Origin of the sequence: Aquabacter sediminis, assembly GCF_028863665.1 — a bacterium.
Classification (GTDB): Bacteria; Pseudomonadota; Alphaproteobacteria; order Rhizobiales; family Xanthobacteraceae; genus L1I39.
Window position 1 is genome coordinate 72,566 of record NZ_JARBFX010000003.1, and the last position, 25,885, is coordinate 98,450.

Below are 25,885 nucleotides of genomic sequence, written 5' to 3' on the forward strand. Positions count from 1 at the left end.
CAGTCCGCATTTACCTCTTGTTATGAGAGGTTTAGAGTCTCGATGCAGCGCCAGAGAAACACTGGCGCTGCCGACCGTAGGGGGCAGGTCGAAAGAGTGTCCCGTGACTTTCGGCTGGAACCGTCGCCGGAAGTCAGCGTTCTCGGTTCGAATCCCTTCAAGTGGGTCTTGCCATGCGTCCCGGGCTGGCTGCTGCGGCAGCAATCATTGCGGTTGTGACTGGGTTCCACGCCGCGGTGTGGTACTCCTTGCGTCCTCAGGCGAGCGCTCCGGCGATCACCGAGCGGTTCGCTTCCCTGTCCTTTGCGCCTTATGACCGCACTGTGCGGCACCCGGACAAGGGGCCGCCCGTCACCGCCAAGCAGATTCGCTCGGACGTGGATGCGGTCGCGGACTACACGAAGGCCATCCGGACCTATTCGTCCACAGGCGGCCTGGAGCTGATCCCCTCCATCGCTGGCGAACGGGGTCTGCGCGTCTCGGTCGGCGCCTGGATCGACAAGGACGAGACCCGCAACGCGCTGGAGATCCAGAACGCGGTCGGGCTCGCCAAGCAGAATTCCAATGTGGACGCGCTGGTCGTCGGCAACGAGACCATCTTCCGTGGCGAAAAGAGCGCCGAGGAGATGGCTGAGCTGATCCGCAAGGTGAAGCGTCAAACCAACGTTCCCGTCACCACCGGCGAGATCTGGAACGTCTGGCTTGACCATCCAGAACTGGTCTCAGCGGTCGACTTCATCGCCGCCCACATCCTGCCCTATTGGGAAGGCGTTCCCGCCGAGCAGGTCGTCGACCGCTCCATCGATATTTATAATCGCCTGCGGGCCGCCTATCCCGGCAAGCGGATCGTGATCGCGGAGTTTGGCTGGCCGAGCGCCGGCTATAATCGCGATGCGGCCGTGCCCGGTGAGATCGCCCAGGCGGATGTGATCCGCACCTTCACCACCCGCGCCGATGCGCTGGGCATCGATTACAATATCATCGAGGCGTTCGACGCCCCCTGGAAAAGCTTCGAGGGCTCTGTCGGCCAATATTGGGGCGTCTTCGATGCCGACCGCCATCTGAAGTTCTCGCTGTCCGGCCCCCTCACCAAGAAAACCTACGAGCGGACCGCCCTCCTCGCCCTTCTGCTCGGCATCGCCTTCTGCCTGCCCATGCTGCGGCTGGGTCCGATGACGGCTTCCCAGGGCCTGGTCCTGGGCGCCGCAGCCAATGGCGTAGGCGCGTGGATTGCCATCGTGGTCGATTACTGGGCGACCCACTATGTGACCGGCGGCAATTTCGTCACCCTCGTCATCAGCCTCGCCCTGCTGGGCCCGCTGGTGGTGGTGCTGCTCTATCGTGTGGAAGAACTGTCCGCCATTGCGTTCGGCCGCAATCCCACCCGTCTGGTGGACATGCGCCCGCGCAGCGCATCGGGCCGTCACCCGAAGGTCTCCATCCATATCCCGGCCTATCGTGAGCCGCCGGAGATGCTGAAGCAGACTCTCGACGCGGTCTCACGCCTGGAATGGCCGAATCTGGAATGCATCGTGGTGCTCAACAACACGCCAGACCCGGCGATGGTGGAGCCCATCCGCGCCCATTGCGAGGCCCTCGGTAGCCGCTTCAAGTTCCTGAACATCGAGAAGATGTCGGGCTTCAAGGCCGGCGCTTTGCGCATCGCCATGGAGCACACCGCCCCGGACGCCGAGATCATCGGCGTGATCGATGCGGATTATGTGGTGCATCCCGACTGGCTCAAGGACCTCGTGCCCGTGTTCGAGGATCCCACCGTCGGTCTCGTCCAGGCGCCGCAGGATCATCGCGACGGTCATGTCAGCCCCATGCACGAGGCGATGAACGCCGAATATGCCGGCTTCTTCGACATTGGCATGGTGCAGCGGAACGAGGACGACGCGATCGTGGTGCATGGCACCATGTGCCTGATCCGCCGCGCCGCCATGGTGGAGGCTGGCTCCTGGTCGTCCGACACCATCTGCGAGGACACCGACCTCGGCCTGTCGATCGCCGAGAACGGCTGGAAGACCCATTACACCCGCCGCCGCTACGGCTGGGGCCTGCTCCCGGACACCTTCGAGGCGTTCAAGAAGCAGCGTCACCGCTGGGCCTATGGCGGCTTCCAGATCATTCGCAAGCACTGGTCGCGCTTCCTGCCCAACCGGTCGCGCCTGACCACGGCCCAGCGTCGTCACTTCGTTTTGGGCTGGGTGTCTTGGCTCGGCGCGGAATCGATCGGCGCGCTCGCCGCGGTCCTATCCCTGCTGTTCGTGCCCTTCGTCCTGGCGCTCGGCATCGCGGTGCCCGCTTACGTGCTGACCTTCCCCATCATCGCGACTTTTGCGGTCTATGTGCTGCACTTTATCGCCCTTTATCGCCTGCGCGTGGCGACGACGCCACTTCGCATGCTGGGTGCGGCAATTGCAGCCATGGCGGTCCAGTTCACGGTGGCGAAGGCAGTTGTGGATGGGTTCCGCTACAAGGACTTGGCTTTTGCCCGTACGGCGAAGGGTGGAAACTGGCTGGCGGGTGCCGCCCGCTCCTTCCCTGCCTTGCCTGAGGCGGTGGTGGGCGTGGCCCTGCTGGTGAGCGGCGTCGGCCTCCACATGACCAACTGGCATGTGGTGCGGGAGGTGGACCTCTACGCCCTGGCGCTGGTAATCCAGAGCCTGCCTTTCCTGTCCGCCGCCATTATCGGGCTGGCCGAACATTCTCGCCTCAACGACTTCGCCATGTGGCGGGCGCTCCGGGCACGCCTGGCGGCCATTCCCCGCCGCCTGCGCGCCAGCCAGCCACCGTCTGCCCTGGCGGATTGATGCGCTGCACCTGACGCGAAGGAAAAGCTTGGGAAGCCCGGCACCGGCCGGGCTTCTTCTTTTTCGCTTCAGCCACTTTGCAGGCCGCCGAGAAAGCCGGATGCCTTGACGTTGCGTCCTAAAGCGTTCTCGCGCGATCCCTTCCGCTTTCGTACAAATTCAGCGCCTTCTGCCCTCTCCCGGAGCACGGTCACGCTTGCGGCAAAAATGGGGACGGTTTACGACTGCCCACGAGACCCTTCGCAGTCGCGAAAGTGGTACCATACGCCCAGACAATAGATGGGAGACCTCATGGCCACCACAACACAGTCCGGTGTCACGTCAGCTCAGCTGACGATCGGTGAGAAGAGCTGGGACTTCCCGGTCAACGGGGGCACCATCGGCCCGGATGTGGTCGACATCTCCAAGCTGTACGGCCAGACCGGGCTCTTCACCTATGACCCCGGCTTCACCTCGACCGCGTCCTGCGAAAGCAAGATCACCTATATCGATGGCGATGCGGGCGTTCTGCTGTATCGCGGCTATCCCATCGAGCAGCTGGCCGAGAATGGCGACTTTCTCGAGACCTGCTATCTGCTCCTTTACGGTGAACTGCCCACCGCCGCCCAGAAGGCCGACTTCGACCATTCCGTGACCCGTCACACGATGGTTCACGACCAGATGAACCGCTTCTTCCAGGGCTTCCGCCGCGACGCCCATCCCATGGCGGTCATGGTGGCCTCGGTCGGCGCGCTGTCGGCCTTCTATCACGACTCCACGGACATTTCGGACCCGCAGCAGCGCCTCATCGCGTCGATCCGCATGATCGCGAAGATGCCGACGCTGGCGGCGATGGCCTACAAATATACCATCGGACAGCCCTTCGTTTATCCGAAGAACGACCTGGCCTATACGGCCAACTTCCTGAACATGTGCTTCGCGGTGCCCTGCGAGGAATACAAGGTCTCCCCCACCCTCTCGCGGGCGTTGGACAAGATCTTCATCCTGCACGCCGACCACGAGCAGAACGCCTCTACCTCCACCGTGCGCCTCGCCGGTTCCTCGGGCGCCAACCCGTTCGCCTGCATCGCCGCCGGCATCGCCTGCCTGTGGGGTCCTGCCCACGGTGGCGCCAACGAAGCGGCGCTGAAGATGCTCACCGAGATCGGTCATCCCGAGCGCATTCCCGAGTTCGTGAATCGCGCCAAGGATAAGAACGATCCGTTCCGCCTCATGGGCTTCGGCCACCGGGTCTATAAGAATTACGACCCGCGCGCCAAGATCATGCAGCAGACCTGCCACGAAGTGCTGAACGAGCTTGGCATCAAGGACGACCCGCTCCTTGACGTCGCCGTCGAGCTGGAGCGCGTGGCCCTTCACGATGAGTATTTCATCGAGAAGAAGCTCTATCCGAACATCGACTTCTATTCCGGCATCACCCTGAAGGCGATGGGCTTCCCCACCTCCATGTTCACGGTGCTGTTCGCTCTCGCCCGCACCGTGGGCTGGATCGGCCAGTGGAAGGAAATGATCGAGGATCCGAGCCAGCGCATCGGCCGTCCCCGCCAGCTCTACACGGGCGCCGCCCAGCGCGACTACATCTCGATGTCCAAGCGCAAGTGAGGCGGCCGGCAGGCGGGAACAGTGCGCTTCGCGCCTGTTCCCGCTCCATCCGTCGAACTGAGAAAAGGCCCTGAACGTGCAAAGGCCCGGATTGCTCCGGGCCTTTTTCATTTCGCGGCTGTCTCAATGGAGGCGCGTCGCTACGCGCGCGGGCATTCCGCCACCAGATCAAGCACTGCGCGCGCCGCCCGCAGGGAGGGATGGTCACCCGTGGTGCCAAATATGCCGTCCAGCCGCTGAAACGCCTGCTCCTGCCGCCGACGCGGCTCCCCCTGCTCCAGGAGCAAGGACAGCGCCGCCGCCAACTTATCCGGCGTGCAGTCATGCTGGAGGAATTCAGGGACCGCATTCTCGCCCAGCACCAGATTGGGCAGGATCACGCTCGGAATGGTGAGGATGTAGGGCGCAATAATCGCCTCCCACCCGGCGACCCGATAGGCCGCCACCGTCGGAACCCCCGCCAACGCCAACTCCAGAGTCACGGTTCCAGATGCCGCAAGGGCCGCACGGGCAGTGCGGAAAGCGGCGTATTTCTCCGCCTCGTCCGTCAGGATGCGCGGGCGAACCGGCCAGTCGGCGGTCATCGCCTCGATCTGCGAGCGCCGGCGGGGCAAGGTGGGCAGGATGAACTCCACCTCACGGCCGCGCGACACCAACTCGATCGCCGCGCCAAAGATGGCCCCCAGTCGCTCCACCTCGCTCCGGCGACTTCCCGGCAGCACCAGCACCCGAGCCGGATCGGCGAAACGACGCGCCTCCTCTTCCGGGGAGGGCCGCAACTCGGCCAACCGCTCCAGCAGAGGATGGCCCACATAAAGCGTGGGCGGCCCGCCCAAGCGATGATGCACGTCCGGCTCGAACGGCAGAAGCGCGAGGAGGCGATCTATGGACGGCCGCATCGCCCGCGCCCGGCCGGGCCGCCACGCCCAGACGGTAGGCGAGACATATTTGACGATGGGAATAGCAGGGGCCCGTCGTCGCACGCGGTCGGCGACACGGTGCGTGAAGTCCGGCGCATCCACCAGGACCAGGACATCGGGCTTTGCCGCACAGACCGCCTCGACAGTCTCCCGCAGCCGCCGCAGGATAACCGGAAGCTTGCCGAGAACCTGGCCGAAGCCGATAGCCGTCAGGTCATCCATGGGATAGCGGCTGACGAGCCCAGCAGCGGTCATGCGCGGCCCACCGACCCCATCAAATGCAACGCCGTGGGGGGCGATCTCCAGGAGGCCCTCCATGAGCGCTCCACCAAGTTGGTCACCCGATTCCTCACCCGCAACGATGAAGACCCGCAAGGGACGGGGCGGGATCGGCATCACGCCTCCCCCGAAAGGGGCACGCCCATCAGGAAGAGCCCAGCTGCGTTCGCCGCGCCAATGAGTTCCTGGGGATCGGGCACGATGGCGCCCCCCGCTTCGAACGCAATGCCGGCAAGACCCGCCGCCGCCGCCCCGCGGACGGTTGCCGCGCCGAGGGAGGGCAGGTCCACGCGGCGATCCTGCCCCGGCTTGGGCGCCTTCACCAATACGCCGCGCCCGGCGGGAAAGCGCAGACGACCACTCGTACGCAGAGATCCATACCGCGACAGCATGGCATCCGTGCCTTCCGCAGCCTCCACTGCGGCCACGAAGCGATCCACCACGATGACCCCCTGCCCCACATCGTAAGGCCCAAGAGCCCGGATCACCTCAAGACCCAGCGCCACATCAGCGCGATCCTGGTCCGAGGGAAGGATGCCGCCAAGCACCCCGGGAGGAAGCAGGAGCGATGGCACGGCCTCGTGGGCGCCGATCAGCGTGAAGCCCTGCTCCGACACCAATTGGAGCACACCGGACAAAAGGTGATTGTCCCCGCCCCGGAACAGGCGCGCGATCCGCGGAAGCAGGCGGACCATGGTCCAGTCGAGCCCCAGGTCGCGCACGCGCGGGCGCGTGAGGTTTCCCACCATCACCACGTCCCGGACACCAGCGGCCTTGGCCTTGCTGGTGACGGTGCCGAGCGAGCCGAGCTTGAACCAATGGTGCGGAAACCGCTCAAGCGCCGGATCGGCAAAGCCTTGCATCAGGAACAGGACCACAGGACGGCCGCTGGCGCAAACGGCTTCGGCCACAGCAGCCGGAAAGGCACCGCCTCCGGCCACGATGCCCAGCGGCCCTGCACCGGGTGACGAACGTTGCGGGCCCGCGCGGGGCGCAGGTGCCGCGTCCATGCTCACTCCTCGGACACCACGCTCCGCGACGGCTGGCACAGCGCCCGATTGCCGCCGGCATCCACGAATTCCACGATCACTGCCGCGAAGGAAGAGCGCTCGGCCTGCTCCCGCAGCCGTGCGAGGCGCTCTGCAAACACCCCCTCGCCGAAGAATAGATCGCGGTAGGCTGCACGCGCGGCGTGAAGGTCGGATTTGACATAGCCGCGCCGCTTCATGCCGATGGTGTTCAAGCCCACCAGCCGGGCCGCTTGGCCGAGCGCGTAGCCAAACGGGATCACGTCCTCTCGCACGCCGGTCAGGCCGCTGATCATGGCTTGCGCCCCGATCCGGGTGAACTGGTGCACCGCGCACTGGCCACCGAGGAAGACGAAGTCACCCACCTCCACATGGCCGCCCAACACGGCATTGTTGGCGAAAATGACGTTGTCGCCCACCTTGCAGTCATGGCCCACATGAGAGCCCGTCATCATCATGCAGCGGTCGCCGATGCGCGTGATGCCATGACCACCCGCAGTGCCGATATTGGCTGTCGCATGCTCGCGGATGACGCAATCCATGCCGATGACCAGCTCGGTGCGCTCTCCCTTATAGTGAACGGACTGCGGCGCGGTGCCGAGCGAGGCGAAGGGAAAGACCTCCGTGCGTGCGCCGATGGTCGTGAGACCCTCCACATTCACATGCGAGCGCAGCCGTACGCCAGAATGGAGGGTCACATCAGGACCGACAATGCAGAAGGGACCGATGACCGCGTCATCGGCAATGTTGGCGCCATCGGAGACGCGAGCCGTTGAATCAATGATGGGCACGTCAAAGTCCCGAAATCATGGCACCGAGCTTTGCCTCGGCCACCAGTTCGCCCGCCACCCGGGCTTCGCCGCGATACCACCACATGTTGCGGCGGTGAGCCACTTTGGTCATGTGGTACTCCAGAACATCCCCCGGCCCGACCGGGCGACGGAACTTCGTCTCGTCGATGGTCATGAAGTAGACCAATGGCGCAAAGCCGGGGCCGGGTTCGCCGTGGGAGAGAATGCAGATGACTCCCGCCGTCTGCGCCATGCCTTCAATGATGAGAACACCGGGAAACACCGGATTGCCCGGGAAATGGCCCTGGAATTGCGGCTCGTTGGCGGTGACGTTCTTGTAGCCGATGCACGACTGGTCGCCGTCGATCCGGTCGATGCGATCCACCAGGAGGAAGGGATAACGGTGCGGCAGGCAGGCCATGATCTTCTGGATTCCGGCAGTCCCCAAGCTCTTGGGGCCATCGGCTGCATGTGACACCTGTGCCTCGCTCATAACCCGCTATCCTCCCCTGCCCGCCTGGCGCCCGCCTCCGCGAGCTTCTTCAGTGTCGCGATCTCCCGGAACCATTCCCGCACCGGCTTGGCTGGCGAGCCACCCCACCGCACGCCGGCAGGGACGTCGTCCTTCACATTGCTGGACGCAGCAATCTGGGCGCCGTCCCCGATGGTGACATGCCCGATCACACCGACCTGCCCCCCTAACATCACGAAGTCGCCAAGCGTCGCGCTCCCGGAGATGCCGGTCTGCGATACGACGATGCAGTGGCGACCGATCACCACATTGTGGGCGATCTGCACGAGATTATCGATCTTTGTTCCCTCGCCGATGACGGTATCTCGCAACGCGCCCCGATCAATCGTCGTCCCGGCGCCGATCTCCACATCGTCCTGCACAACCACACGTCCGATCTGGGGCACCTTCAGGTGACCCCGCGGACTTGGTTGGAATCCGAACCCGTCCTGGCCGATGCGCACGCCCGGATGGATGATGACCCGATTGCCCACCAGCGCATGGATCAGCGACGCGCCGGCCCCGATGGCACTATCCCTGCCGATGCGCACCCCGGCCCCCAGCACCGCATTGGCACAGACGACGCTTCCCGCGCCGATCTCGACCCCCGGCCCGATCACGGAACCGGGATCCACCGTCACGCCATCCTCCAGCCGGGCCGTGGGATGGATGAAGGCGCCGGGCGCGATGCCGGAATGGTCAAAGACCGGCTGCGGCCGGAGGGCCTTGGGGAACATCTGGCGCGTCACCGTCACGAACGCTTGGGCCGGGCGTGGCGAAACCAGGATCACCACCCCCTCCGGCGCGTTTGCGGCGAACTTTTCGGTTGTGATGCAGATGCCAGCACGGGTGCGCTGGAAATCTGGCAGGTAGCGCGGCGCGTCGAAGAAAACGAGGTCACTGGCACCTGCGTCCCCCAGTGTGGAGACACCCGTGATCGCCACTGCCTTCTCCGGCCGCTCCCCCATCAGGCGCGCACCGCTGAGGGTGATCACCTCATCCAGGCCCAGTGGCGCTGGCAGGGGGAAGAAGGTGGGATCGCTCATGAGGATTTCGCTTTTCGACTGCATCGACGGGCGATGCTCAAACGTGAAACGGGCGCCGGGCGCAATGCACGCCGGCGCCCGATCTCCGGGACCTGAAAATCAGAAGCGGGTGCCGCCCGAGAAGCGGAATGCCTGCGTCTGGTCGTACTGGGCCTGCGAGAGGACATAGGCATAGTCGAAGCGCAGCGGACCGAACGGCGACTGCCAGATCAAGCTCGCGCCCACGGACGACCGCACGCCATTGTCGTCGGCGACGCAGACAGAGCCGGTGGCATTCTTCGACCCCGACGGGCAGGTGTAGACCGGCGCACCCGCGAAAGTCGTCGAGCCCGTATAGTCGAACAGCGATCCCACATCGAAGAACAAGGCGCCCTTCATGCCCACGTCCTTCGGCAGGAAAGCGAGCGGGAACTGCACTTCCGCAGACGTGCCCCAGTAGGCCGTACCGCCCAGGGAGTCGAGCTGAAGAGAAGCGATATCGCGCGGACCGATGCCGGACGGCGCGAAGCCGCGGACCAGTTCAGGACCCTTGAAGAAGTTATCCATGATCAGGAGGTCGTTATTGCCCCAAGCGGAGACATAACCACCCTGAGCGCGCAGGATGAGGATCCAGTCATTGATCAGCGGATAATAGTAGCGGATGTCGCCGGTGGTGCGGATGAAGTTCACGTCACCGCCGAGGCCGGCGAAGTCCTGCTTGAGTTCGGCATAGACGCCGCTGGTCGGGTTGATGTTGCTGTCGAGCGTATTGAACGACAGGGTGTAGCCCGCAACGGAGGTGATCGTGGTGCCCTGAGCCACTGCCTCGATGATCGCCCAAGAGGCCTGGCCGGCGCACACCGCGTAGATGGTGGCCCCGTAGATTGCGCCGACATAGTCGTCGCAGCCCAGGTTCAGCGAGCGCGAATAGAGGTTGTAACGCAGGGCCAGCGTCACTTCGTCGGTGATCGGGAGGCCGAAGCGGATGCCACCGCCAATCGTCTCAGAGCCGTACGAGGTGTAGCTCGTGGGGCTCGTCTCCTTCCAGTAGAGGTCGAAGCCCGCGGCCAGGCGATAGCCCATGAAATAGGGTTCGGTGAAGGAGAACTCAGCGCCCTGGGCATACTGGCCGAGGGAGCCGGCGATGCGCACATACTGGCCGCGACCGAGGAAGTTCTTCTCACCCAGCGAGACTTCGCCGATGAAGCCGTCCGAGGTGGAGTAGCCGCCGGAGACCGAGAACTCACCCGTGGGCTGGTCTTCCACGTCCACCACCAGGATCACGCGGTCCGGGGCGGAGCCGGGCTCGGTGGTGATCTTGACGGTCTTGAAGTAGCCGAGGTTGCGCAGGCGGCGCTCGGCCCGGTCCACCATCACGCGGTTGTAGGCATCGCCTTCGCCGATATCGAACTCGCGCCGGACAACCCAGTCACGGGTGCGGGTGTTGCCGCGGATCTCGATGCGCTCGATGTAGACGCGCGGTCCTTCCTCGACGACGAAGACCACGTTGATCTTCTTGGCCTCGAAGTCGCGGTCGCCGCGCGGGCGAACCTGGGCAAAGGCATAGCCGCTCTTGGAGACCTCGATGGTGATGTTCTCAACCGACTTCTCGACGAGCTCGGCGTTGTAGATCTGGCCATCGGCCACCCGCAGCGCATTGCGCAGGTTGGCGGCAGGCACGTCGCGGATGTTGGACACCACATCCACCTTGCCGAACCGATACTGGCTCCCCTCGTCCAGAACGAAGGTGATCGTGAACGCCTTGCCATCCGGCTCCAGCTCAGCTGAGGCCGACAGGATGCGGAAGTCGGCATAGCCGTTCTTGAGGTAGAAGCGACGCAGCATCTCCTGATCGGCATTGATGCGATCGGGATCATAGACGTCCGTGGACTTCAGGAACGACAGCCAGTTCGTGGTCGAGGTCGAGATCACGTCCTTCAGCTTGAAGTCCGAGAACGCCTTGTTGCCGACGAACTTGATGTCCTTGACGCCAACCTTCTCGCCCTCGGTGATCTCGAACACCAAGTCAACGCGGCCATTGCCGCGATCGATCGTCACCGGGTTGACGCGCACGTCATTGCGGCCCGACCGGCGATAGACCTCGAGAATGCGCTGGGTATCGGCTTGGACAGTGGCCTTGGACAAGGTCCCGCGCGGCTTCGACTGGATCTCGCCCAGGAGCACGTCGTCCTTGATCTTCTTGTTTCCTTCGAAGGCGATCCGGTTGATCACCTCATTCTCGGAGACGCGCACCACAAGGCGACCGCCCTGCTGGGAGACGTTCACATCCGAGAAAAGCCCGGTGGCGTAAAGCGCCGCGAGCCCTTCATTGATCTTGGCCGGCGTCAGCGGACCGGTGCCGAAGTAAGATCGGATGGTGGCTGCATCCACCCTCCGATTTCCCTCAACCACGATGGAGCTGGAGGACTGCGCAGCCGCAGGGCTCGCCGAAAGGAGTGAAACAGTCGCCGTCGTGGTCGTCGCGATGGAGAGCGCGATGCCCAGGGTGGCGGCCAGCTTCACGAGAACCCGCATCGGAGCAGTCATATGGCACGCAACCTCGATTTCGTTGTCCAAGAGCCCGGGCGCCGGAGCGTCCGGATTCTGACCTTCGTCGCGCTTGTACAGGCTTTTAACCGCGCTGCAAACGCCTGACACACCAGTGGCTTCCGGTTTTCCCATCACCGTGGCTCAGACGCCACGACGCCCTTCGACCATGCTGAATTAAATCTTACATCGCCGCCAGATGCAGCACATCGTTCCAGGTCGCGAAGACCATCAGCATCAGCACGATGGCAAGGCCGATGCGGAACCCGATGTCCTGCGTCCGCGGGCTGAGCGGGCGACCCCGCACGGCCTCCACAGCGTAGAACAGGAGATGCCCGCCATCCAAGAGGGGGATGGGAAACAGGTTAAGAAGACCGATGGAGACAGACAGCACCGCAGCCAGGGAGAGGAGCGCCCCGATTCCATGAGTCGCTACCTGCCCCGATACCTGCGCGATGCGGATGGGGCCGCCCAGCTGATCGGTGGATTCGCGCCCTGAAATCACCCCGCCCAGATAGTCGAAGGTGCGGGTAACGACGAACCAGGTTTCCTGTGCCCCCATGCCCACCGCTTCCACCGGGCCGTAGCGACGGGTGGTCACGTCGGCGGCCGCCAGAGAGCGGGAGATCCCCAGAAGGCCGAGGCGATGGACGTTGCCGAAGCTGTCCTTCATCTCCTTCAGCTCGGGAATCGCAGTGAGGGTCACGTCCGCGCCGCCCCGGTCCACCACGAAGGTGAGCTGTTGGCCGGCGCTGGCGCCCACCACGCGCTGCATGTCGGAGAAGCTCTCGATGGGCTTGCCATCAATGGACAGGATGAGATCGCCGGTCTGGAACCCCGCGCGCTCGGCCGCGCTGGCCGGCGTGATCTGGTCGACACGCGGCTGGGTGACCTGTCGGCCGAAGGTCATGAAGACAAGGGCAAAGATCACGATCGCCAGGATGAAGTTGGCGATCGGGCCCGCCGCCACAATGGCCGCGCGCCACCGCAGAGGCTGGTAGAAGAAGCTCTCCCGGCGCTCCGCCGCACTCATCTGGCTGAGCTTGCGCTCATCGGGGGTGCTGGCCGCATCCTCGTCGCCGAAGAAGCGCACATAGCCACCGAGCGGCACCGCCGCCAGCCGCCAGCGCGTGCCATGGCGATCAGTGAAGCCCGCAATCTCTGGCCCGAAGCCGAGGGAGAAGGTCAGCACCCGGACGCCTGCCCGGCGGGCGACCCAGAAGTGACCCAACTCGTGAAAAAACACCACCAGGGTGAGAACAAACAGGAACGGTACGATATAACCGATGATCGAGGACCCCAGTGAACCCATGCCGGTCAAAACATCCATCGTCCGTTCCTCGATAACGCTGCGTCATTTCTTGACCGCCGGACATCGTCCGGCAAATGCAGGAAGAACACAGCTCTTAGGATGCCTTTGCGGCAAACTTAGGCAAGAGTGAAGCGGCAATCGCGCGCGCCTCGCCGTCAAGGGCAAGGGCCGCCTGCACCGATTCCGGCGCCGGGCCGCCGGGCAGACGGCACAACGTCTCCTCGACCACATCAGCGATGCCGAAGACCCCGATTCGGCCTTCAAGGAACGCCGCGACCGCAACCTCATTGGCGCCATTGAGAACGGTTGTTGCCCCTCCTCCAGCCGTCATCGCCTCGATGGCGAGGCGCAAGGCGGGGAAACGGACGAGATCGGGAGCCTCGAACGTCAGCGCGCCGAGGCGCGGCAGATCCAGGCGCCGGCATGACGTGTCGAGGCGGTCCGGGAACCCGAGGCAATGGGCAATTGGAACCCGCATGTCCGGCATGCCGAGCCCAGCCACCACCGACCCGTCGCGGAACGCGACGAGGGCGTGCACCACCGATTCCGGATGAACCACGGTTTCGAGCTGGTCGGGCGCCAATGAAAACAGATGATGCGCCTCGATCAGTTCGAGGCCCTTGTTCATCAAGGTCGCAGAATCGATCGTGATCTTGGCGCCCATGGACCAGTTGGGATGCTTCAGCGCATCCGCAGCGGTTGCGCGAGCCATCTCCTCACGGCTCGCACGTCGGAATGGGCCGCCGGAGGCCGTCAGGGTCACACGTTCCACGTCCGCCACGCGGCCGGCCGCCAGAGCCTGGAACACCGCATTGTGCTCGCTGTCCATGGGCAGAAGCGTGGTGCCCGTCCGAGCGGCTTCGGCCATGAAGAAGGCGCCGGCCGCCACGAGGCATTCCTTGTTGGCCACCGCCACCCGCCGGCCCGGCCCGAAGGCCGCCACGGTCGGAGCAAGCCCCGCAACGCCAGATATGGCCGCCACCACCAGGTCCGCGGGATGCCGGGCGGCCTCGAGCACCGCCGCCTGGCCTGATCCGCAGGCGATTCCCGAGCCGGACAGGAGGTCGGCCAGCCGCCGGCCCGCTGCCGCATCGGCCACCACAGCGAACCTCGCGCCGCAAGCGCGGGCCACCTCTGCGAGGGCATCGGCGTCACGCCCCCCAACCACCGCCTCCACCTTGAAGCGACTGCCCGCCTCTTCAAGCACCTTCAGCGTGCTGCGGCCCACCGACCCGGTCGCGCCGAGAATGGAAATGCTCTGCATGTCTCTCTCTACCACAACAGCAGACCGGCGGCGGGAGAGGCAGGACTGTGCGCGAAGCCGATCAGGAAGGCGAGAAGGGCAGCGGCCATGAAGCCGTCCACCCGATCCAGCACACCTCCATGACCTGGAATCAGCCGGCTCGTATCCTTCACGCCGAAGGCGCGCTTGAAGGCCGATTCCGCGAGGTCGCCCATCTGGGAGGCAAGGGAGATGAAAGCGCCGAGCACCAGCAAGGCGGGCACCAAATAAAGGCCGCTCAGGGCCAGGAGGCCACAGCCGGCCGCCGTGCCGATCACTGCACCACCAATGGCGCCGGACCAAGTCTTGTTGGGGGACAGGCGGGGGGCGAGCTTGGGTCCACCCAAGGCGCGGCCGGTAAAATAGGCGCCGATGTCCGTGCCCCAAACCACCGCATAGAGGAACAGCACGGCGGAAAGCCCCAGCCGGTCATCCCCCCGCAACAGGATCAGCGGCAGGCACACCGTCGCCGCGCACAAAACGCCCGCCGCCGACCACCCCGCCGGCCGGCCGAAAGACGCGCATAAGAGCGCCCCCGCAAGAAGAAGCGGAAGGGCAAACAGGCTTTGCGCGAACAACAGGCACGCCACGGCGGCGCAAAGCGTCGCCGCCGCTACCCCCAAATAGGGAAAGCGAGGGGCGATGCCGGCCACCTTCCCCCATTCATAGGCCACGCTGATGCCGGCGCAGAGCCAGAGCGCTACGAAAACATAGCCCCCCAAATAGGTCACACCCAGCACCACCGGCGCCAGGATCAGCGCCGACAAGGTGCGCTGCTTAAGATCGGGATTGCCGCTCACGAGCGCGCGCTGCCGGTGCGCGCGGTGACCCCGCCGAAACGCCGATCCCGACGGGCGAACTCCTCGATCGCCTGCTCAAGCGAAGCCCGATCAAAATCCGGCCAGTAGATGGGCAGGAACACAAGTTCGGAATAAGCCGCCTGCCACAACAGGAAATTGGAAAGGCGTTGCTCGCCGCTGGTCCGCACGATCAGATCGGGGTCGGGAATGTCCGCAGTGTCGAGGTGACGGCCCACCAGATCCGCCGTGACCTGTTCCGGACGCAGCTTTCCGGCGAGCACGTCCTCGGCGATGCGCCGGGCAGCGGCTGCGATCTCCTGCCGGCCGCCATAGTTGAAGGCGACGATCAGTGTGAGGCCACCATTGTCCTTTGTGAGTGCTTCCGCCTCATCCAACAGATGCACGATGTCCTTCGGCAAGCTGGCCCGTTCGCCGATGATCCGCACCCGCACATGGGCCGCGTGCAGCTCGGCGAGATCGTGGCGGACGAACCGCTTCAGCAGGCCGAGCAGGTCGGAGACCTCGCTCGCCGGTCGTGCCCAGTTCTCGCTGGAAAAACTGTAGATGGTGAGGAAGCGGATGCCCATCTCGCGCGCGGCGCGCACGCACCGCCGCAACGCCTCCACGCCGCGCCGATGCCCCTCGAACCGCGGCAGGTTGCGGGAGGTCGCCCAGCGGCCATTGCCGTCCATGATGACGCCCACATGCACCGGGACGCCGGCCTGCGCCTTCGTCTCAGAGCTGTCGGCGCCCTCGCGCGTGGACATCGGCCCGCCCCCTGTCTTGCCCATCCGCAACCGGGCCATCCTCAAACGGAGAGGATTTCCTTTTCCTTTTGCTGCAAGACCTGGTCCACCTCGGCAATGGCCTCGTCGGTGGCCTTCTGCACCTGGGCGGACTGGCGCTCGAGATCATCGGCGCTGATCTCGCTGTCCTTCTCAAGCTTCTTCAGGTGGTCCATGCCGTCACGGCGCACATGGCGTACAGAGACGCGGGCCGCCTCGGCATATTTGTGCGCGACCTTGACCATCTCCTGGCGGCGCTCCTGGTTGAGCTCCGGAATGCGAATGCGCAGCACCTGGCCTTCGGTTGCCGGCGTGAGGCCCAGGTTGGAATTGATGATGGCCTTCTCAACCGCGCTCACCATGGAGCGGTCCCACACCTGCACGGAGAGCATGCGAGGCTCGGGCACCGAGACGGTGGCTACCTGGTTGAGAGGCATATGAGCGCCATAGGCATCGATCTGGATGGGCTCCAGCAGGCTGGCGCTGGCGCGGCCGGTGCGCAGGCCACCGAGTTCCTGCTTCAGCACGGAGATCGCACCCTGCATCCGGCGCTTCAGGTCGGCGATGTCGAAGGGCCCGCTGCTCATGGCATACCTCTGTTTTATCTGCTGCGGCGCTCGGGCCGCCGCCTTCCGCCTCTTTTCACCGTGCCAAGTGCGAACTGGAAGCCCGCACGTTGCGACAGGGTGGGAGGAAAGAAGGCTGGAATGTCCAATCCGTCGCGACCGCTGCGCCAAAGGCTGCGCCGGCCGGGTGAACACACCACGGCCGGAACACAGTTTCTAGGGCGCGACCACGGTCACACGTCCCTCGCCCCGCGCCGCCGAGACGATGGCGCCTGGCTCGCGGATGGAGAAGACGATTATCGGCAAGGCCGCCTCGCGGGCAAGCGCGAAGGCCGCGGCATCCATGACCTTGAGATCATGGGCAAGCGCCTCGTCATGGGTGAGGCGTTCATAGCGCTGCGCGTTCGGGTCGAGCTTCGGGTCGGCGGTATAGACGCCGTCCACGTTGGTCGCCTTCAGCACGGCGTCGCAATCCAACTCCGCAGCACGCAAGGCAGCGCCAGTGTCGGTGGTGAAGTAGGGATTGCCCGTTCCACCCGCCAGTAGCACGATGCGGCCGCGCCGCAGATGCCGCATGGCCGGCTGGCGCGCATAGGGCTCGCACACGGTCGGCATGGGAATGGCCGACATTGTGCGCGCCGGCTCGCCCGCCGCCTCGACCGCCTGCTCCAAGGCGAGGCAGTTCATGACGGTGGCAAGCATGCCCATGTGATCGGCGGTGGAGCGGTCGAGATCCTCGCCCGCCACCCGCGCGCCACGCAGGATGTTGCCGCCGCCGACGACCACCGCCACTTCGCAGCCGAGCGCACGCACGGCCACGAGGTCACGGGCGATGCGCGTGACGGTGGGGGGATGGAGCCCGAACGGCTCCGGTCCCATCAAGGCCTCTCCGGAGACCTTGATGAGGACGCGGGGATAGGGAAGGTCGGTCACGCCCCTCCCTCCCGGTTCAGGACTGGCCCGCCGCGGCGGCCACTTCCGCCGCGAAATCGGTCTCTTCCTTCTCGATGCCCTCGCCGAGGGCATAGCGCACGAAGCCCTTGAGGGCGATCGGGGCGCCGACCGAGCCTTCATTCTCCTTCAGGACCTGCGCCACGGACTTGGAGCCGTCATGCACAAAGGCCTGATCAAGGAGGGTATTTTCCTTGAAGAAGGACTTCATGCCGCTCTCGGCGATCTTGTCCTGCACATTGGCGGGCTTGCCCTGGTGCTTCTCGAGGAGGATGGCCTTCTCGCGGGCAACGGTCGCCGGGTCGATGCCGGAGGCATCAAGCGCCAGCGGGTTCAGCGCGGCCACGTGCATGGCGATCTGGCGGCCGAGCACGGAGAGCTTCTCCACGTCGCCCGCCGACTCAAGCGCGACGAGCACGCCGATGCGGCCCTGCCCCTCAGTCACGGCGCCGTGCACGTAGGTGGCAACGATGCCCTTCTCGACCTGCAGCTTCACCGAGCGGCGAAGGGTCATGTTCTCGCCGATGGTGGCGATCAGGCTCTGCAGCTTGTCGGCGACGGTCACCGTCTCGCCCGGGAACTTGGCAGCGGCGAGCGCTTCCACGGTGCCGTCGGTGTTGATGGCAACCTTGGCGGCCTCGCGCACGAACGCCTGGAAGTCCGCATTGCGGGCGACGAAGTCGGTTTCCGCATTCACCTCGACGGCGGCAGCGTAGTGGCCGGACGATTCCACGGCCACGAGGCCCTCGGCGGCCACACGGCCGGCCTTCTTGGCGGCCTTGGCGAGGCCCTTCTTACGCAGCCAGTCCACAGCGGCTTCGATGTCGCCGTCGGTCTCGGTGAGCGCGGCCTTGCAGTCCATCATGCCGGCGCCGGTCTTGTCGCGCAGTTCCTTCACCAGTCCTGCAGTGATCGCGGCCATGCTCAGCTTCCTCTTCTTCTCACACCACGGCCGGCAAGGGGGCATCCCGAGCCGGCCGCCGGAGCCTGGTGGCCCCTCTTCAGTTCAACTCCGCACCGAAAGATCACTCGACCTCGGCGGAGAACTCCTTGGCCTGGGCGACCCAGCCATCCACGCGACCGGGCAGACCGACTTCCTCGCCGATCACCTGGGCATCGTGGGCGTCGAGCGCCGCCAGCTGGCTGAAGTGGAACACGCCGAGATCGTTGAGCTTCTGCTCGATCTCGGGGCTCACGCCCGTCAGCTTCTTCAGGTCGTCGGCGACGCCGCGCGGGCCGGACAGGGGCTCGAACGAAGACCAGATGCTGGTTTCGGCGGGCACGTCGTCCAGCATGGGCGCCTCGGCCTCGCCGAGGTCAGCGAACTCGCCAGCGCCACGGGAGATGCCGTCGATGGCAGCGCGGGCAACCAGGTCGCAATAGAGCTGGATGGCGCGGCCGGCGTCGTCATTGCCGGGGACGGGATAGGCGATGCCGTCGGGATCGCAATTGGTGTCGAGGATAGCCGCCACCGGAATGCCCAGGCGCTGCGCTTCCTTCACCGCGATGTCTTCCTTGTTCGTGTCGATCACGAACAACAGGTCGGGCAGGCCGCCCATGTCACGGATACCGCCGAGAGCACGCTCCAGCTTCTCCTTTTCACGGGAGAGCGTCAGGCGCTCCTTCTTGGTGTAGCCGGAGCCCTGCTCGGGGCCGGAGAGCATCTCTTCCAGCTTCTTGAGGCGCTGGATGGAGTGAGAGATGGTCTTCCAGTTGGTGAGCATGCCGCCCAGCCAGCGGGAATTCACGTAATACTGCGCGGAACGACGGGCGGCATCGGCCACCTGGTCCGCTGCCTGGCGCTTGGTGCCGACGAACAGCACGCGGCCGCCATTGGCCACCGTGTCGGACACGGCCTGCAGCGCACGATGAAGCGCGGGCACGGTCTGCGACAGGTCGATGATGTGGATGTTGTTGCGGACGCCGAAGATGTACTGCGACATCTTGGGGTTCCAGCGATGGGACTGATGGCCGAAATGAACGCCAGCTTCGAGCAGCTGACGCATCGAATAATCGGGAAGCGCCACTTTGGTAATCTCCGGTTGAGCCTCCGCGGACGTACCTTCGATCAGACATGACCGAGGGCACCGGATGGCCGAGTTCGGCCGATGTCCGCGTGCGGAATGGCGCGGCTTATAGGCGAAGCCCTTCAAAGAGGCAAGGCCGCAGGCATTCCTGCCAACGACCAATTTCAATTTCACCTTGCCAGGAGGGGCACACGGAATGCCCGCTGCGGCCTCGGCCCGCGCCATCCCTCAACCTTCTTCCTCACTTGGCCGGAGCACTCGCCTGTGCCGCCGCGGCCTTTTCGATTGCGGTGGGAACCAGCCTGTTCAATTGGGCGAACATCTGGACATAAACGTCCATGGGTTTACCCCACGCGTCCTCTACATCTCCAGCGCCGACGCCCACATACTCGCCCAGCGTGAAAGTTTTTCCGGCCGAATCCTTGTATTTTTCTAAAATAATTTCCTTATGACGCTGAGTCAGGGTTAGTATTAGATCCGAGCGCCTTACGTCTCTTTCGTTGATTTGCTGCGCCTCGTGCCCGGATAAATCAACCCCCTTCTGCGACCATAGAACCTGCGCGTTCATTTCGACCTTTGTTTCGTACGGATTGACGTCGGTTCCCCGCGAGATGAAACGAGCATCCACATTGTGGGACAAGGCAAAGATACGTGCGATCGTCTCCGCTGTGATGCTCCGCCCAGTGTTTCCGGTATCCACGAAGGCGACCTTCAGCGGCGCCGCTGAAGCTGCGCCATGTGCCAGACTGACAAGGACCATCACTCCAAGACTTGCCCAGGCAGCACGCATCGTCCCCTCCCTTGATAGGCCGCAGTTTGGTACCGCGCCTCATTGACGGTGCGACGACGAATGTCGGTGGGGGCGCGCGGCGCCGTGTTGGTACCAAACTGCCGGCGCTGGCTTATTGCAAAGCCCAGGATGGGCAGACATCATCCCGCTCCCCGATCCTGGATCTGCCATCATGTTGCTGCAACGCGCCCTTCAAACGGAGGACTCGAGCGCGCCCGTGCCGAGGCCGGCCGGTCTCTCGCGCCGTCGCTTCCTCCGAGGCGGTGCCGCCCTCGGACTTCTCGTCGCAACCGGCCAGCCGGTCCGTGCGCTCCAGGGATTAAAGGTCAGCGAAACAGCCTGGCGCGAGTTGGAGGCACGACTCACCGGCCGCCTGGTGCGGCCGGGGGACTCCGGCTTTGCCGAAATGGCGCGTCCTGCAAACCTGATCTATGCGGACCGCCTGCCCGCAGCCATCGCCAGATGCGCCCGCGCCGAGGATGTGGCGGCCGCCATAACCTGGTGCCGAGACGAGGGCATGCCCTTTGTCGCCCGGGGCGGAGGCCACAATTATGCGGGCTATTCCACCACGCCAGGGCTTCAGATCGACACCGGCGACATGAAGCGCATCACCTATGATGCCGCGACGGGCCGCATGGTGGCGCAGGCCGGTGCACGCAATGCCCATATCCAGGACGCCATGTCGAAGCTGGGCCGATCCATCGTCCATGGCCGCTGCGCCACGGTTGGACTGGCGGGCTTTCTGCTCGGCGGCGGATTCGGCTTCGACATGCGCGAGCATGGGGTTGGCGCGGACCTTCTCCGGTCCACGGGCATGGTGGACGCGGGCGGCCGACTTCTGCATCTGAGCGAAAGGGAGAATGCCGACCTGTTCTGGGCCTGCCGGGGCGGGGCCGGCGGCAATTTCGGCATCCATACCGAGTTCGAACTGGCCACCTTTCCGGTCGATCGCTGCACGGCCTTCAATCTGATCTGGACCGAGCGCGCGGATGAGGTGGCCGAACGCCTCATCCCGGCCTTCGAGCGCGCGCCCGACGGCCTGGGGACGCGGGTCGCCATCACCGCGCCTCGCGGCAATGGAGGTGCGCCGCCACAACTTGCCGTGCTCGGCCAGTGGATCGGCGCGCCCGACACTTTGATGGACCTGCTGGCACCGGCAATGAAGCTGGCCACCCCCTCCAAGTCCGATATCCGGACCTTGCCATACTGGGAGGGGCAGACGGCACTGACCGAGTTCACCCAGTATGAATCGTTCCGCGAGCGCTCCCGCTTCGTCTCCGCGTCCTTTACCGGCCCGGCACTTGAGACGGCCTTCCGGCTGGTGCGCCAGCACCCCGGCATTCACGGCAGCGGCACGCTGAAGCTCTTTCAGTGCGGAGGCGCCATGAATCAGGTGCCGCCCGACCGAACAGCCTTCGTTCATCGGGACAGCCTGTGGCTGCTGGCCGCCGCGGCCTATTGGGAGGAGGAGGAATCCGCTCCCATCGTGGCGCGGACTCAAGACTGGCTGGACGAACTCTACGAGACCATGCTGCCCTTCTGCAGCGAAGGAGCGTTCCAGAACTTCCCGGATCCCCGGCTCGCCAATTCCGGTCAGCATTATTACGGCTCAAATCTGGAGCGCCTTCGCCGCATCAAGGCACAGACGGACCCGGACGACGTGTTCCGTTATCCCCAATCCATACGCCCCTTGCCCGCATAGGTCAGGCCGCTTCCACCGCCACCACGCCGGGAATGGACTTGAGCGCGCCAGCTATTTGCGGCGAGACGGGATAGCGGCCTTCCAGGCGTATCTCCACTTCGGCCTTGCTCTCCTCCATGAGCAGAACGAGGCTGATCTCCCCGTCCCCCTTGCCGTCCGACAGGCGCCGAGCGATGCCGTCAAGCGGCTCCGGCGACTTCACGAAGATGCGCAGGCTGCGATTGGCGCGGGCGGTCACAGCGTCGAGCCGCTCGCAGGTCTGGATGCGCACCCGCACATCCTCGCCCTGAAGCTCCGCGCCCACCATCAGCAGGAGCGGCGTTCCCGGCTCCAGCAGGTCGCGATAATGCGCAAGGCCCTCCGAGAAGATCACCGCCTCGAAATGGCCGGAGGGGTCTGAGAGACCCACAATGCCCATGCGCGTGCCCGACTTGGTGCGTCGCTCCTGGCGCGAGACCACCGTCGCGCCCAGCCGCCCGGCCGCCGCGCCATTGCGGACGGCGCGGGAGAAATCGGCGAAGGACTGTACCCGCATCTTCTTCAGCGCCGGGGCGTAATCATCCAGCGGATGGCCGGTGAGGAAGAAGCCGATGGCGTCATGCTCGCGCTTCAGCCGCTCGGACGGCTCCCACGGCTCGGCCTGGGGCAGAGGCAAGGCCGCCTTCACCGGGCCGGAGCCGAACATGTCGTTCTGCCCCAACGCCCTGCCCTGCTCCTCGCGGGCGGCATGGGCGACGATCACTTCGAGGGAGGCGAGGACACGGGCGCGATTCTTCTCCAGCACGTCGAAGCAGCCGGCATTCACCAGGCTTTCCAGCGTGCGCTTGTTGACCATCTTGACCGGCAGGCGATCCGCGAAATCGGACAGGTCCTTGAACGGCTGGCCACCACGGGCGGCCACCAAGGCGTCCACCGCGGCGCCACCAACGCCTTTGATGGCGGCCATGGCATAGATGATCTTGCCGTCCACCACCTGGAATTCACGGGCGGACAGGTTCACCGAAGGCGGCACCACTTCGATGCCGAGCCGCTGTGACTCCTGGCGGAATTCCGCCAGCTTGTCCGTATTGCCCATGTCGAGGGTCATGGAGGCGGCGAGGAACTCGGTGGCGTAGTTGGCCTTCAGCCAGGCGGTCTGGTAGGCCACCAGCGCATAGGCGGCCGCATGGGATTTGTTGAAGCCGTAGTCCGCGAACTTGGCCAGCAGATCGAAGATGGTGTCCGCCTGCGCCTTCGGGACGCCGCGCTCCTGGGCGCCGTCCACGAAGCGGGCGCGCTGCTTTTCCATCTCGGCGCGGATCTTCTTACCCATGGCGCGGCGCAGCAGGTCGGCTTCGCCAAGCGAATAGCCCGCAAGCGCCTGGGCGATCTGCATCACCTGCTCCTGGTAGATGATGACGCCGAAGGTTTCCTTCAGATACGGCTCGAGCTTGGGGTGGATATAGTCAGGCTCCGCCCGGCCGTGCTTGCAGTCGCAATAGACGGGGATGTTGGCCATGGGGCCGGGACGGTAGAGCGCCACGAGGGCGATCAGGTCCTCGATACGGTCGGCCTTCATGTCCACGAGCGCGCGGCGCATGCCCGCGCTTTCCACCTGGAACACACCCACCGTCTCGCCGCGGGCCAGCATGGCGTAGGTCTTGGGATCGTCCAGGGGGATCTTGGAGATATCCAGGTCGATGCCCCGCTGACGGATGAGGCGCACTGCCGTGGTGATGGTGGTCAGCGTCTTGAGGCCGAGGAAGTCGAACTTCACAAGGCCCGCCTGCTCCACCCATTTCATATTGTACTGGGTGACCGGCATGTCGGACTTGGGATCGCGATAGAGCGGCACCAGCTGGTGCAGCGGCCGGTCGCCGATCACGATGCCCGCCGCATGGGTTGAGGCGTGGCGGTTGAGGCCCTCCAGCTTCACGGCGATGTCGAAGGCCCGGCCCACCACCTCTTCCTCGCGCGCCGCCTGGAGGCGGGGCTCGTCATGGATGGCCTGCTTGAGGGTGACAGGGGCGGCGGGGTTCTGCGGCACCAGCTTGCAGAGCTTGTCCACCTGGCCATAGGGCATTTCCAGCACCCGCCCCACGTCGCGCAGCACGCCGCGCGCCTGGAGGGTGCCGAAGGTGATGATCTGCGCCACCTGTGAGCGCCCATAGCGGCGCTGCACATACTGGATCACCTCGTCGCGCCGGTCCTGGCAGAAGTCCACGTCGAAGTCGGGCATGGACACGCGGTCGGGGTTCAAGAAGCGCTCGAACAGCAGGCCAAAGCGCAGCGGGTCGAGGTCCGTGATCTGGAGCGAATAGGCCACCAGCGAACCGGCGCCCGATCCACGGCCCGGTCCCACCGGAATGTCGTGGGCCTTGGCCCATTTGATGAAGTCCGACACGATGAGGAAGTAGCCGGGGAACTTCATCTTGGTGATGACGGAGATCTCGTAGGCGAGGCGCTCCTCATAGACCTGCGTGTCCAGCCCCTCGGCCGGGCCATGCTTGGCGAGGCGCTGGGCAAGGCCTTCCTTCGCCTGCCGCTCCAGCTCCGCCGCCTCGGCGGCGAGCGCATCGTCCCCCTGCCCTTCCCCCGTGGTGAAGCGCGGCAGGATGGGCTTGGCGGTGCGCACCCGGTGGGCGCAGCGGCGGGCGATCTCCACCGAATTGGCCGTCGCCTCGGGCAGATCGGCGAACAGGCTGAGCATTTCGGCGCGTGTCTTGAAGCGGTGCTCCGGCGTCAGGCGCGGGCGATCGCCTTCCGACACCATGCGGCCCTCGGCGATGCAGACGAGGGCATCATGGGCCTCGTAGTCCGACTGGGCGGCGAAGAAGGGTTCGTTGCTCGCGACCAGAGGGAGGGAGCGATCATAGGCGAGGTCCAGGAGCTGCGGCTCCACGAACTGCTCCACGGCCATGCCGTGACGTTGCACCTCCACATAGAGGCGGTCGGGGAAGAGGCGCGTCAGCGTGGCGAGCCGCTCCGCCGCAATGTCCGCATGGCCGGTGGCCAAGGCCCGGTCGATCGGCCCCGACGGGCCACCCGTGAGCGCGATAAGGCCGGCATTGGCGTCCTCCAGCCAGTCGAGCCGGATGCGCGGTTCATCGTCATTGGCCGTCTCCAGATAGGAGCGGGACACCAAGGTCATGAGGTTCCGCCAGCCCTCCGCCCGGGCGGCCAGCAGCACGACGCGCGGCTTCTTCACCGGCAGGACGGACCCGCGCTGCTGCGGCGTCTCCACATCCACAGCCAGCGACACGCCCAGGATGGGCTGGATGCCGACGCCTGACATCTTCTCGGAAAATTCCAGCGCCCCGAACAGGTTCCCCGTGTCCGTGAGGGCCAGGGCCGGCTGCGCATCGGCTTTCGCGAGGTCCGCCAGCTTGCCGAACGTCAGCGCGCCCTCCAGCAGGGAATAGGCCGAATGAAGATGCAGGTGGACGAAGCCGGGATCGGGCATGGGGTCTCGGGGACGGAGAAAGACAGTTCGAAATCCATCTTAGATGGACGATGCGCCCGGGAAAACGAGTCGTTCCGAAAGCCGTGACGGCAAGGCATCGTCCCGCCCTGGCGATGGCTGGGATAAACCCAAACACGTCCGCTCGTGCGCCCCGTCTCCTGCCTTCGTCTGCCCACATGACTGTCTTGACGCCGCATCACCATTCACCGCAATGGCGGCTGCATGGCCTGTTCTGGGCCGTCACGACATCAGCGGGCAGAGCGATGAAGGCGTTTGCGGGAAGCTGGCAATTCTGGGCGCTGGGGGCGGCTGTCTTTGCCGCGCTCACCGCCATTTTCGGCAAGGTGGGGGTCAGCGCCATCCATTCGGACCTCGCCACGTTGATCCGCACCCTCGTGATTCTCGCCATCATCGCGCTGGTGGTGATGGCAGGAGATGCCTGGCAGGCGCCGAGCACCATTCCCCCCAAGACGTGGGTCTTCATGATCCTGTCGGGCATCGCCACGGGAGCGTCCTGGCTCTGCTATTTCCGCGCGCTTCAGCTGGGGGATGCGGGACAGGTGGCCCCGCTCGACAAGCTGAGCGTGGTGATGGTGGCCATTTTTGGCGCCATCTTCCTGGGCGAGCGCCTGAGCGCCCTTAACTGGCTGGGCGTCGCCCTCATTGCCGGCGGTGCGATCCTGGTGGCCGTGCGATAGGCAAGCCTGGC

General features: G+C 65.1%; 20 protein-coding genes. 4 read left to right on the plus strand and 16 right to left on the minus strand.

The window, feature by feature from the left end:
- Nucleotides 1–173 precede the first annotated feature (173 nt).
- Together PV781_RS06090 and gltA are read left to right on the plus strand one after the other, a co-directional pair.
- Nucleotides 174–2,816 carry a glycosyltransferase gene (locus tag PV781_RS06090; RefSeq protein ID WP_274774743.1) on the plus strand — a complete coding sequence of 881 codons (2,643 nt, stop codon included), beginning with the start codon at nucleotides 174–176 and terminating at the stop codon, nucleotides 2,814–2,816.
- A 291-nt stretch (nucleotides 2,817–3,107) separates the two neighbouring features.
- Nucleotides 3,108–4,418: a citrate synthase gene (gene gltA, locus PV781_RS06095; RefSeq protein WP_274774744.1), complete on the plus strand. Its 1,311-nt coding sequence runs from the start codon at nucleotides 3,108–3,110 to the stop codon at nucleotides 4,416–4,418.
- A 140-nt stretch (nucleotides 4,419–4,558) separates the two neighbouring features.
- Here gltA and lpxB read toward each other — a convergent pair whose 3' ends face one another.
- The 15 genes from lpxB to PV781_RS06170 form a co-directional block, all read right to left on the minus strand.
- Nucleotides 4,559–5,734, minus strand: a complete 1,176-nt coding sequence (gene lpxB, locus PV781_RS06100; protein ID WP_274774745.1) for a lipid-A-disaccharide synthase — start codon at nucleotides 5,732–5,734, stop codon at nucleotides 4,559–4,561.
- On the minus strand, nucleotides 5,734–6,627 hold the full coding sequence (locus PV781_RS06105; RefSeq protein ID WP_274774746.1) for an LpxI family protein: 894 nt from the start codon (nucleotides 6,625–6,627) through the stop codon (nucleotides 5,734–5,736). The genes lpxB and PV781_RS06105 overlap by 1 nt, the downstream gene beginning before the upstream one ends.
- Before the next feature lie 2 nt (nucleotides 6,628–6,629).
- Nucleotides 6,630–7,436 (minus strand): acyl-ACP--UDP-N-acetylglucosamine O-acyltransferase, encoded by an 807-nt coding sequence (gene lpxA / locus PV781_RS06110; protein ID WP_274774747.1) that lies wholly within the window; start codon nucleotides 7,434–7,436, stop codon nucleotides 6,630–6,632.
- 1 nt (nucleotide 7,437) lies between these two features.
- Nucleotides 7,438–7,929: a 3-hydroxyacyl-ACP dehydratase FabZ gene (fabZ, locus tag PV781_RS06115; protein ID WP_274774748.1), complete on the minus strand. Its 492-nt coding sequence runs from the start codon at nucleotides 7,927–7,929 to the stop codon at nucleotides 7,438–7,440.
- A complete protein-coding gene (gene lpxD / locus PV781_RS06120; RefSeq protein ID WP_274774749.1) occupies nucleotides 7,926–8,993 on the minus strand; it encodes a UDP-3-O-(3-hydroxymyristoyl)glucosamine N-acyltransferase in 1,068 nt (355 codons plus the stop codon). The genes fabZ and lpxD overlap by 4 nt, the downstream gene beginning before the upstream one ends.
- A 99-nt stretch (nucleotides 8,994–9,092) precedes the next feature.
- Nucleotides 9,093–11,519, minus strand: coding sequence for an outer membrane protein assembly factor BamA (gene bamA, locus PV781_RS06125; RefSeq protein WP_425532365.1), 2,427 nt, complete (start codon nucleotides 11,517–11,519; stop codon nucleotides 9,093–9,095).
- Between the two features lie 184 nt (nucleotides 11,520–11,703).
- A complete protein-coding gene (gene rseP, locus PV781_RS06130; protein ID WP_274774751.1) occupies nucleotides 11,704–12,849 on the minus strand; it encodes an RIP metalloprotease RseP in 1,146 nt (381 codons plus the stop codon).
- A 76-nt stretch (nucleotides 12,850–12,925) separates the two neighbouring features.
- Complete coding sequence (gene dxr / locus PV781_RS06135) at nucleotides 12,926–14,095, minus strand: 1-deoxy-D-xylulose-5-phosphate reductoisomerase (protein WP_274774752.1); 1,170 nt, start codon at nucleotides 14,093–14,095, stop codon at nucleotides 12,926–12,928.
- An 8-nt stretch (nucleotides 14,096–14,103) separates the two neighbouring features.
- Entirely contained in the window at nucleotides 14,104–14,913 is an 810-nt protein-coding gene (locus PV781_RS06140) for a phosphatidate cytidylyltransferase (protein ID WP_274774753.1), read from the minus strand.
- Nucleotides 14,910–15,680, minus strand: coding sequence for an isoprenyl transferase (locus PV781_RS06145; protein ID WP_274774754.1), 771 nt, complete (start codon nucleotides 15,678–15,680; stop codon nucleotides 14,910–14,912). The genes PV781_RS06140 and PV781_RS06145 overlap by 4 nt, the downstream gene beginning before the upstream one ends.
- A 41-nt stretch (nucleotides 15,681–15,721) precedes the next feature.
- The gene (gene frr, locus PV781_RS06150; protein ID WP_274774755.1) at nucleotides 15,722–16,285 is read right to left on the minus strand and encodes a ribosome recycling factor; all 564 of its coding nucleotides are present in this window, start codon (nucleotides 16,283–16,285) and stop codon (nucleotides 15,722–15,724) included.
- A 195-nt stretch (nucleotides 16,286–16,480) separates the two neighbouring features.
- Entirely contained in the window at nucleotides 16,481–17,197 is a 717-nt protein-coding gene (pyrH, locus tag PV781_RS06155; RefSeq protein WP_274774756.1) for a UMP kinase, read from the minus strand.
- A 16-nt stretch (nucleotides 17,198–17,213) separates the two neighbouring features.
- The gene (gene tsf / locus PV781_RS06160; protein WP_274774757.1) at nucleotides 17,214–18,137 is read right to left on the minus strand and encodes a translation elongation factor Ts; all 924 of its coding nucleotides are present in this window, start codon (nucleotides 18,135–18,137) and stop codon (nucleotides 17,214–17,216) included.
- A gap of 103 nt (nucleotides 18,138–18,240) precedes the next feature.
- A complete protein-coding gene (locus PV781_RS06165; protein ID WP_274774758.1) occupies nucleotides 18,241–19,242 on the minus strand; it encodes a 30S ribosomal protein S2 in 1,002 nt (333 codons plus the stop codon).
- Between the two features lie 241 nt (nucleotides 19,243–19,483).
- The gene (locus PV781_RS06170; RefSeq protein WP_274774759.1) at nucleotides 19,484–20,032 is read right to left on the minus strand and encodes an arsenate reductase/protein-tyrosine-phosphatase family protein; all 549 of its coding nucleotides are present in this window, start codon (nucleotides 20,030–20,032) and stop codon (nucleotides 19,484–19,486) included.
- A 406-nt stretch (nucleotides 20,033–20,438) separates the two neighbouring features.
- Between PV781_RS06170 and PV781_RS06175 the strand changes: the two genes are divergently transcribed.
- Nucleotides 20,439–21,734, plus strand: coding sequence for an FAD-binding oxidoreductase (locus tag PV781_RS06175; protein ID WP_274774760.1), 1,296 nt, complete (start codon nucleotides 20,439–20,441; stop codon nucleotides 21,732–21,734).
- A gap of 1 nt (nucleotide 21,735) precedes the next feature.
- Here PV781_RS06175 and dnaE read toward each other — a convergent pair whose 3' ends face one another.
- The gene (gene dnaE / locus PV781_RS06180; RefSeq protein WP_274774761.1) at nucleotides 21,736–25,176 is read right to left on the minus strand and encodes a DNA polymerase III subunit alpha; all 3,441 of its coding nucleotides are present in this window, start codon (nucleotides 25,174–25,176) and stop codon (nucleotides 21,736–21,738) included.
- Nucleotides 25,177–25,439: 263 nt separating this feature from the next.
- On the opposite strand from dnaE, the gene PV781_RS06185 reads away from it, so the two are divergent.
- Nucleotides 25,440–25,874 carry an EamA family transporter gene (locus PV781_RS06185; protein WP_274774762.1) on the plus strand — a complete coding sequence of 145 codons (435 nt, stop codon included), beginning with the start codon at nucleotides 25,440–25,442 and terminating at the stop codon, nucleotides 25,872–25,874.
- Nucleotides 25,875–25,885 lie beyond the last annotated feature (11 nt).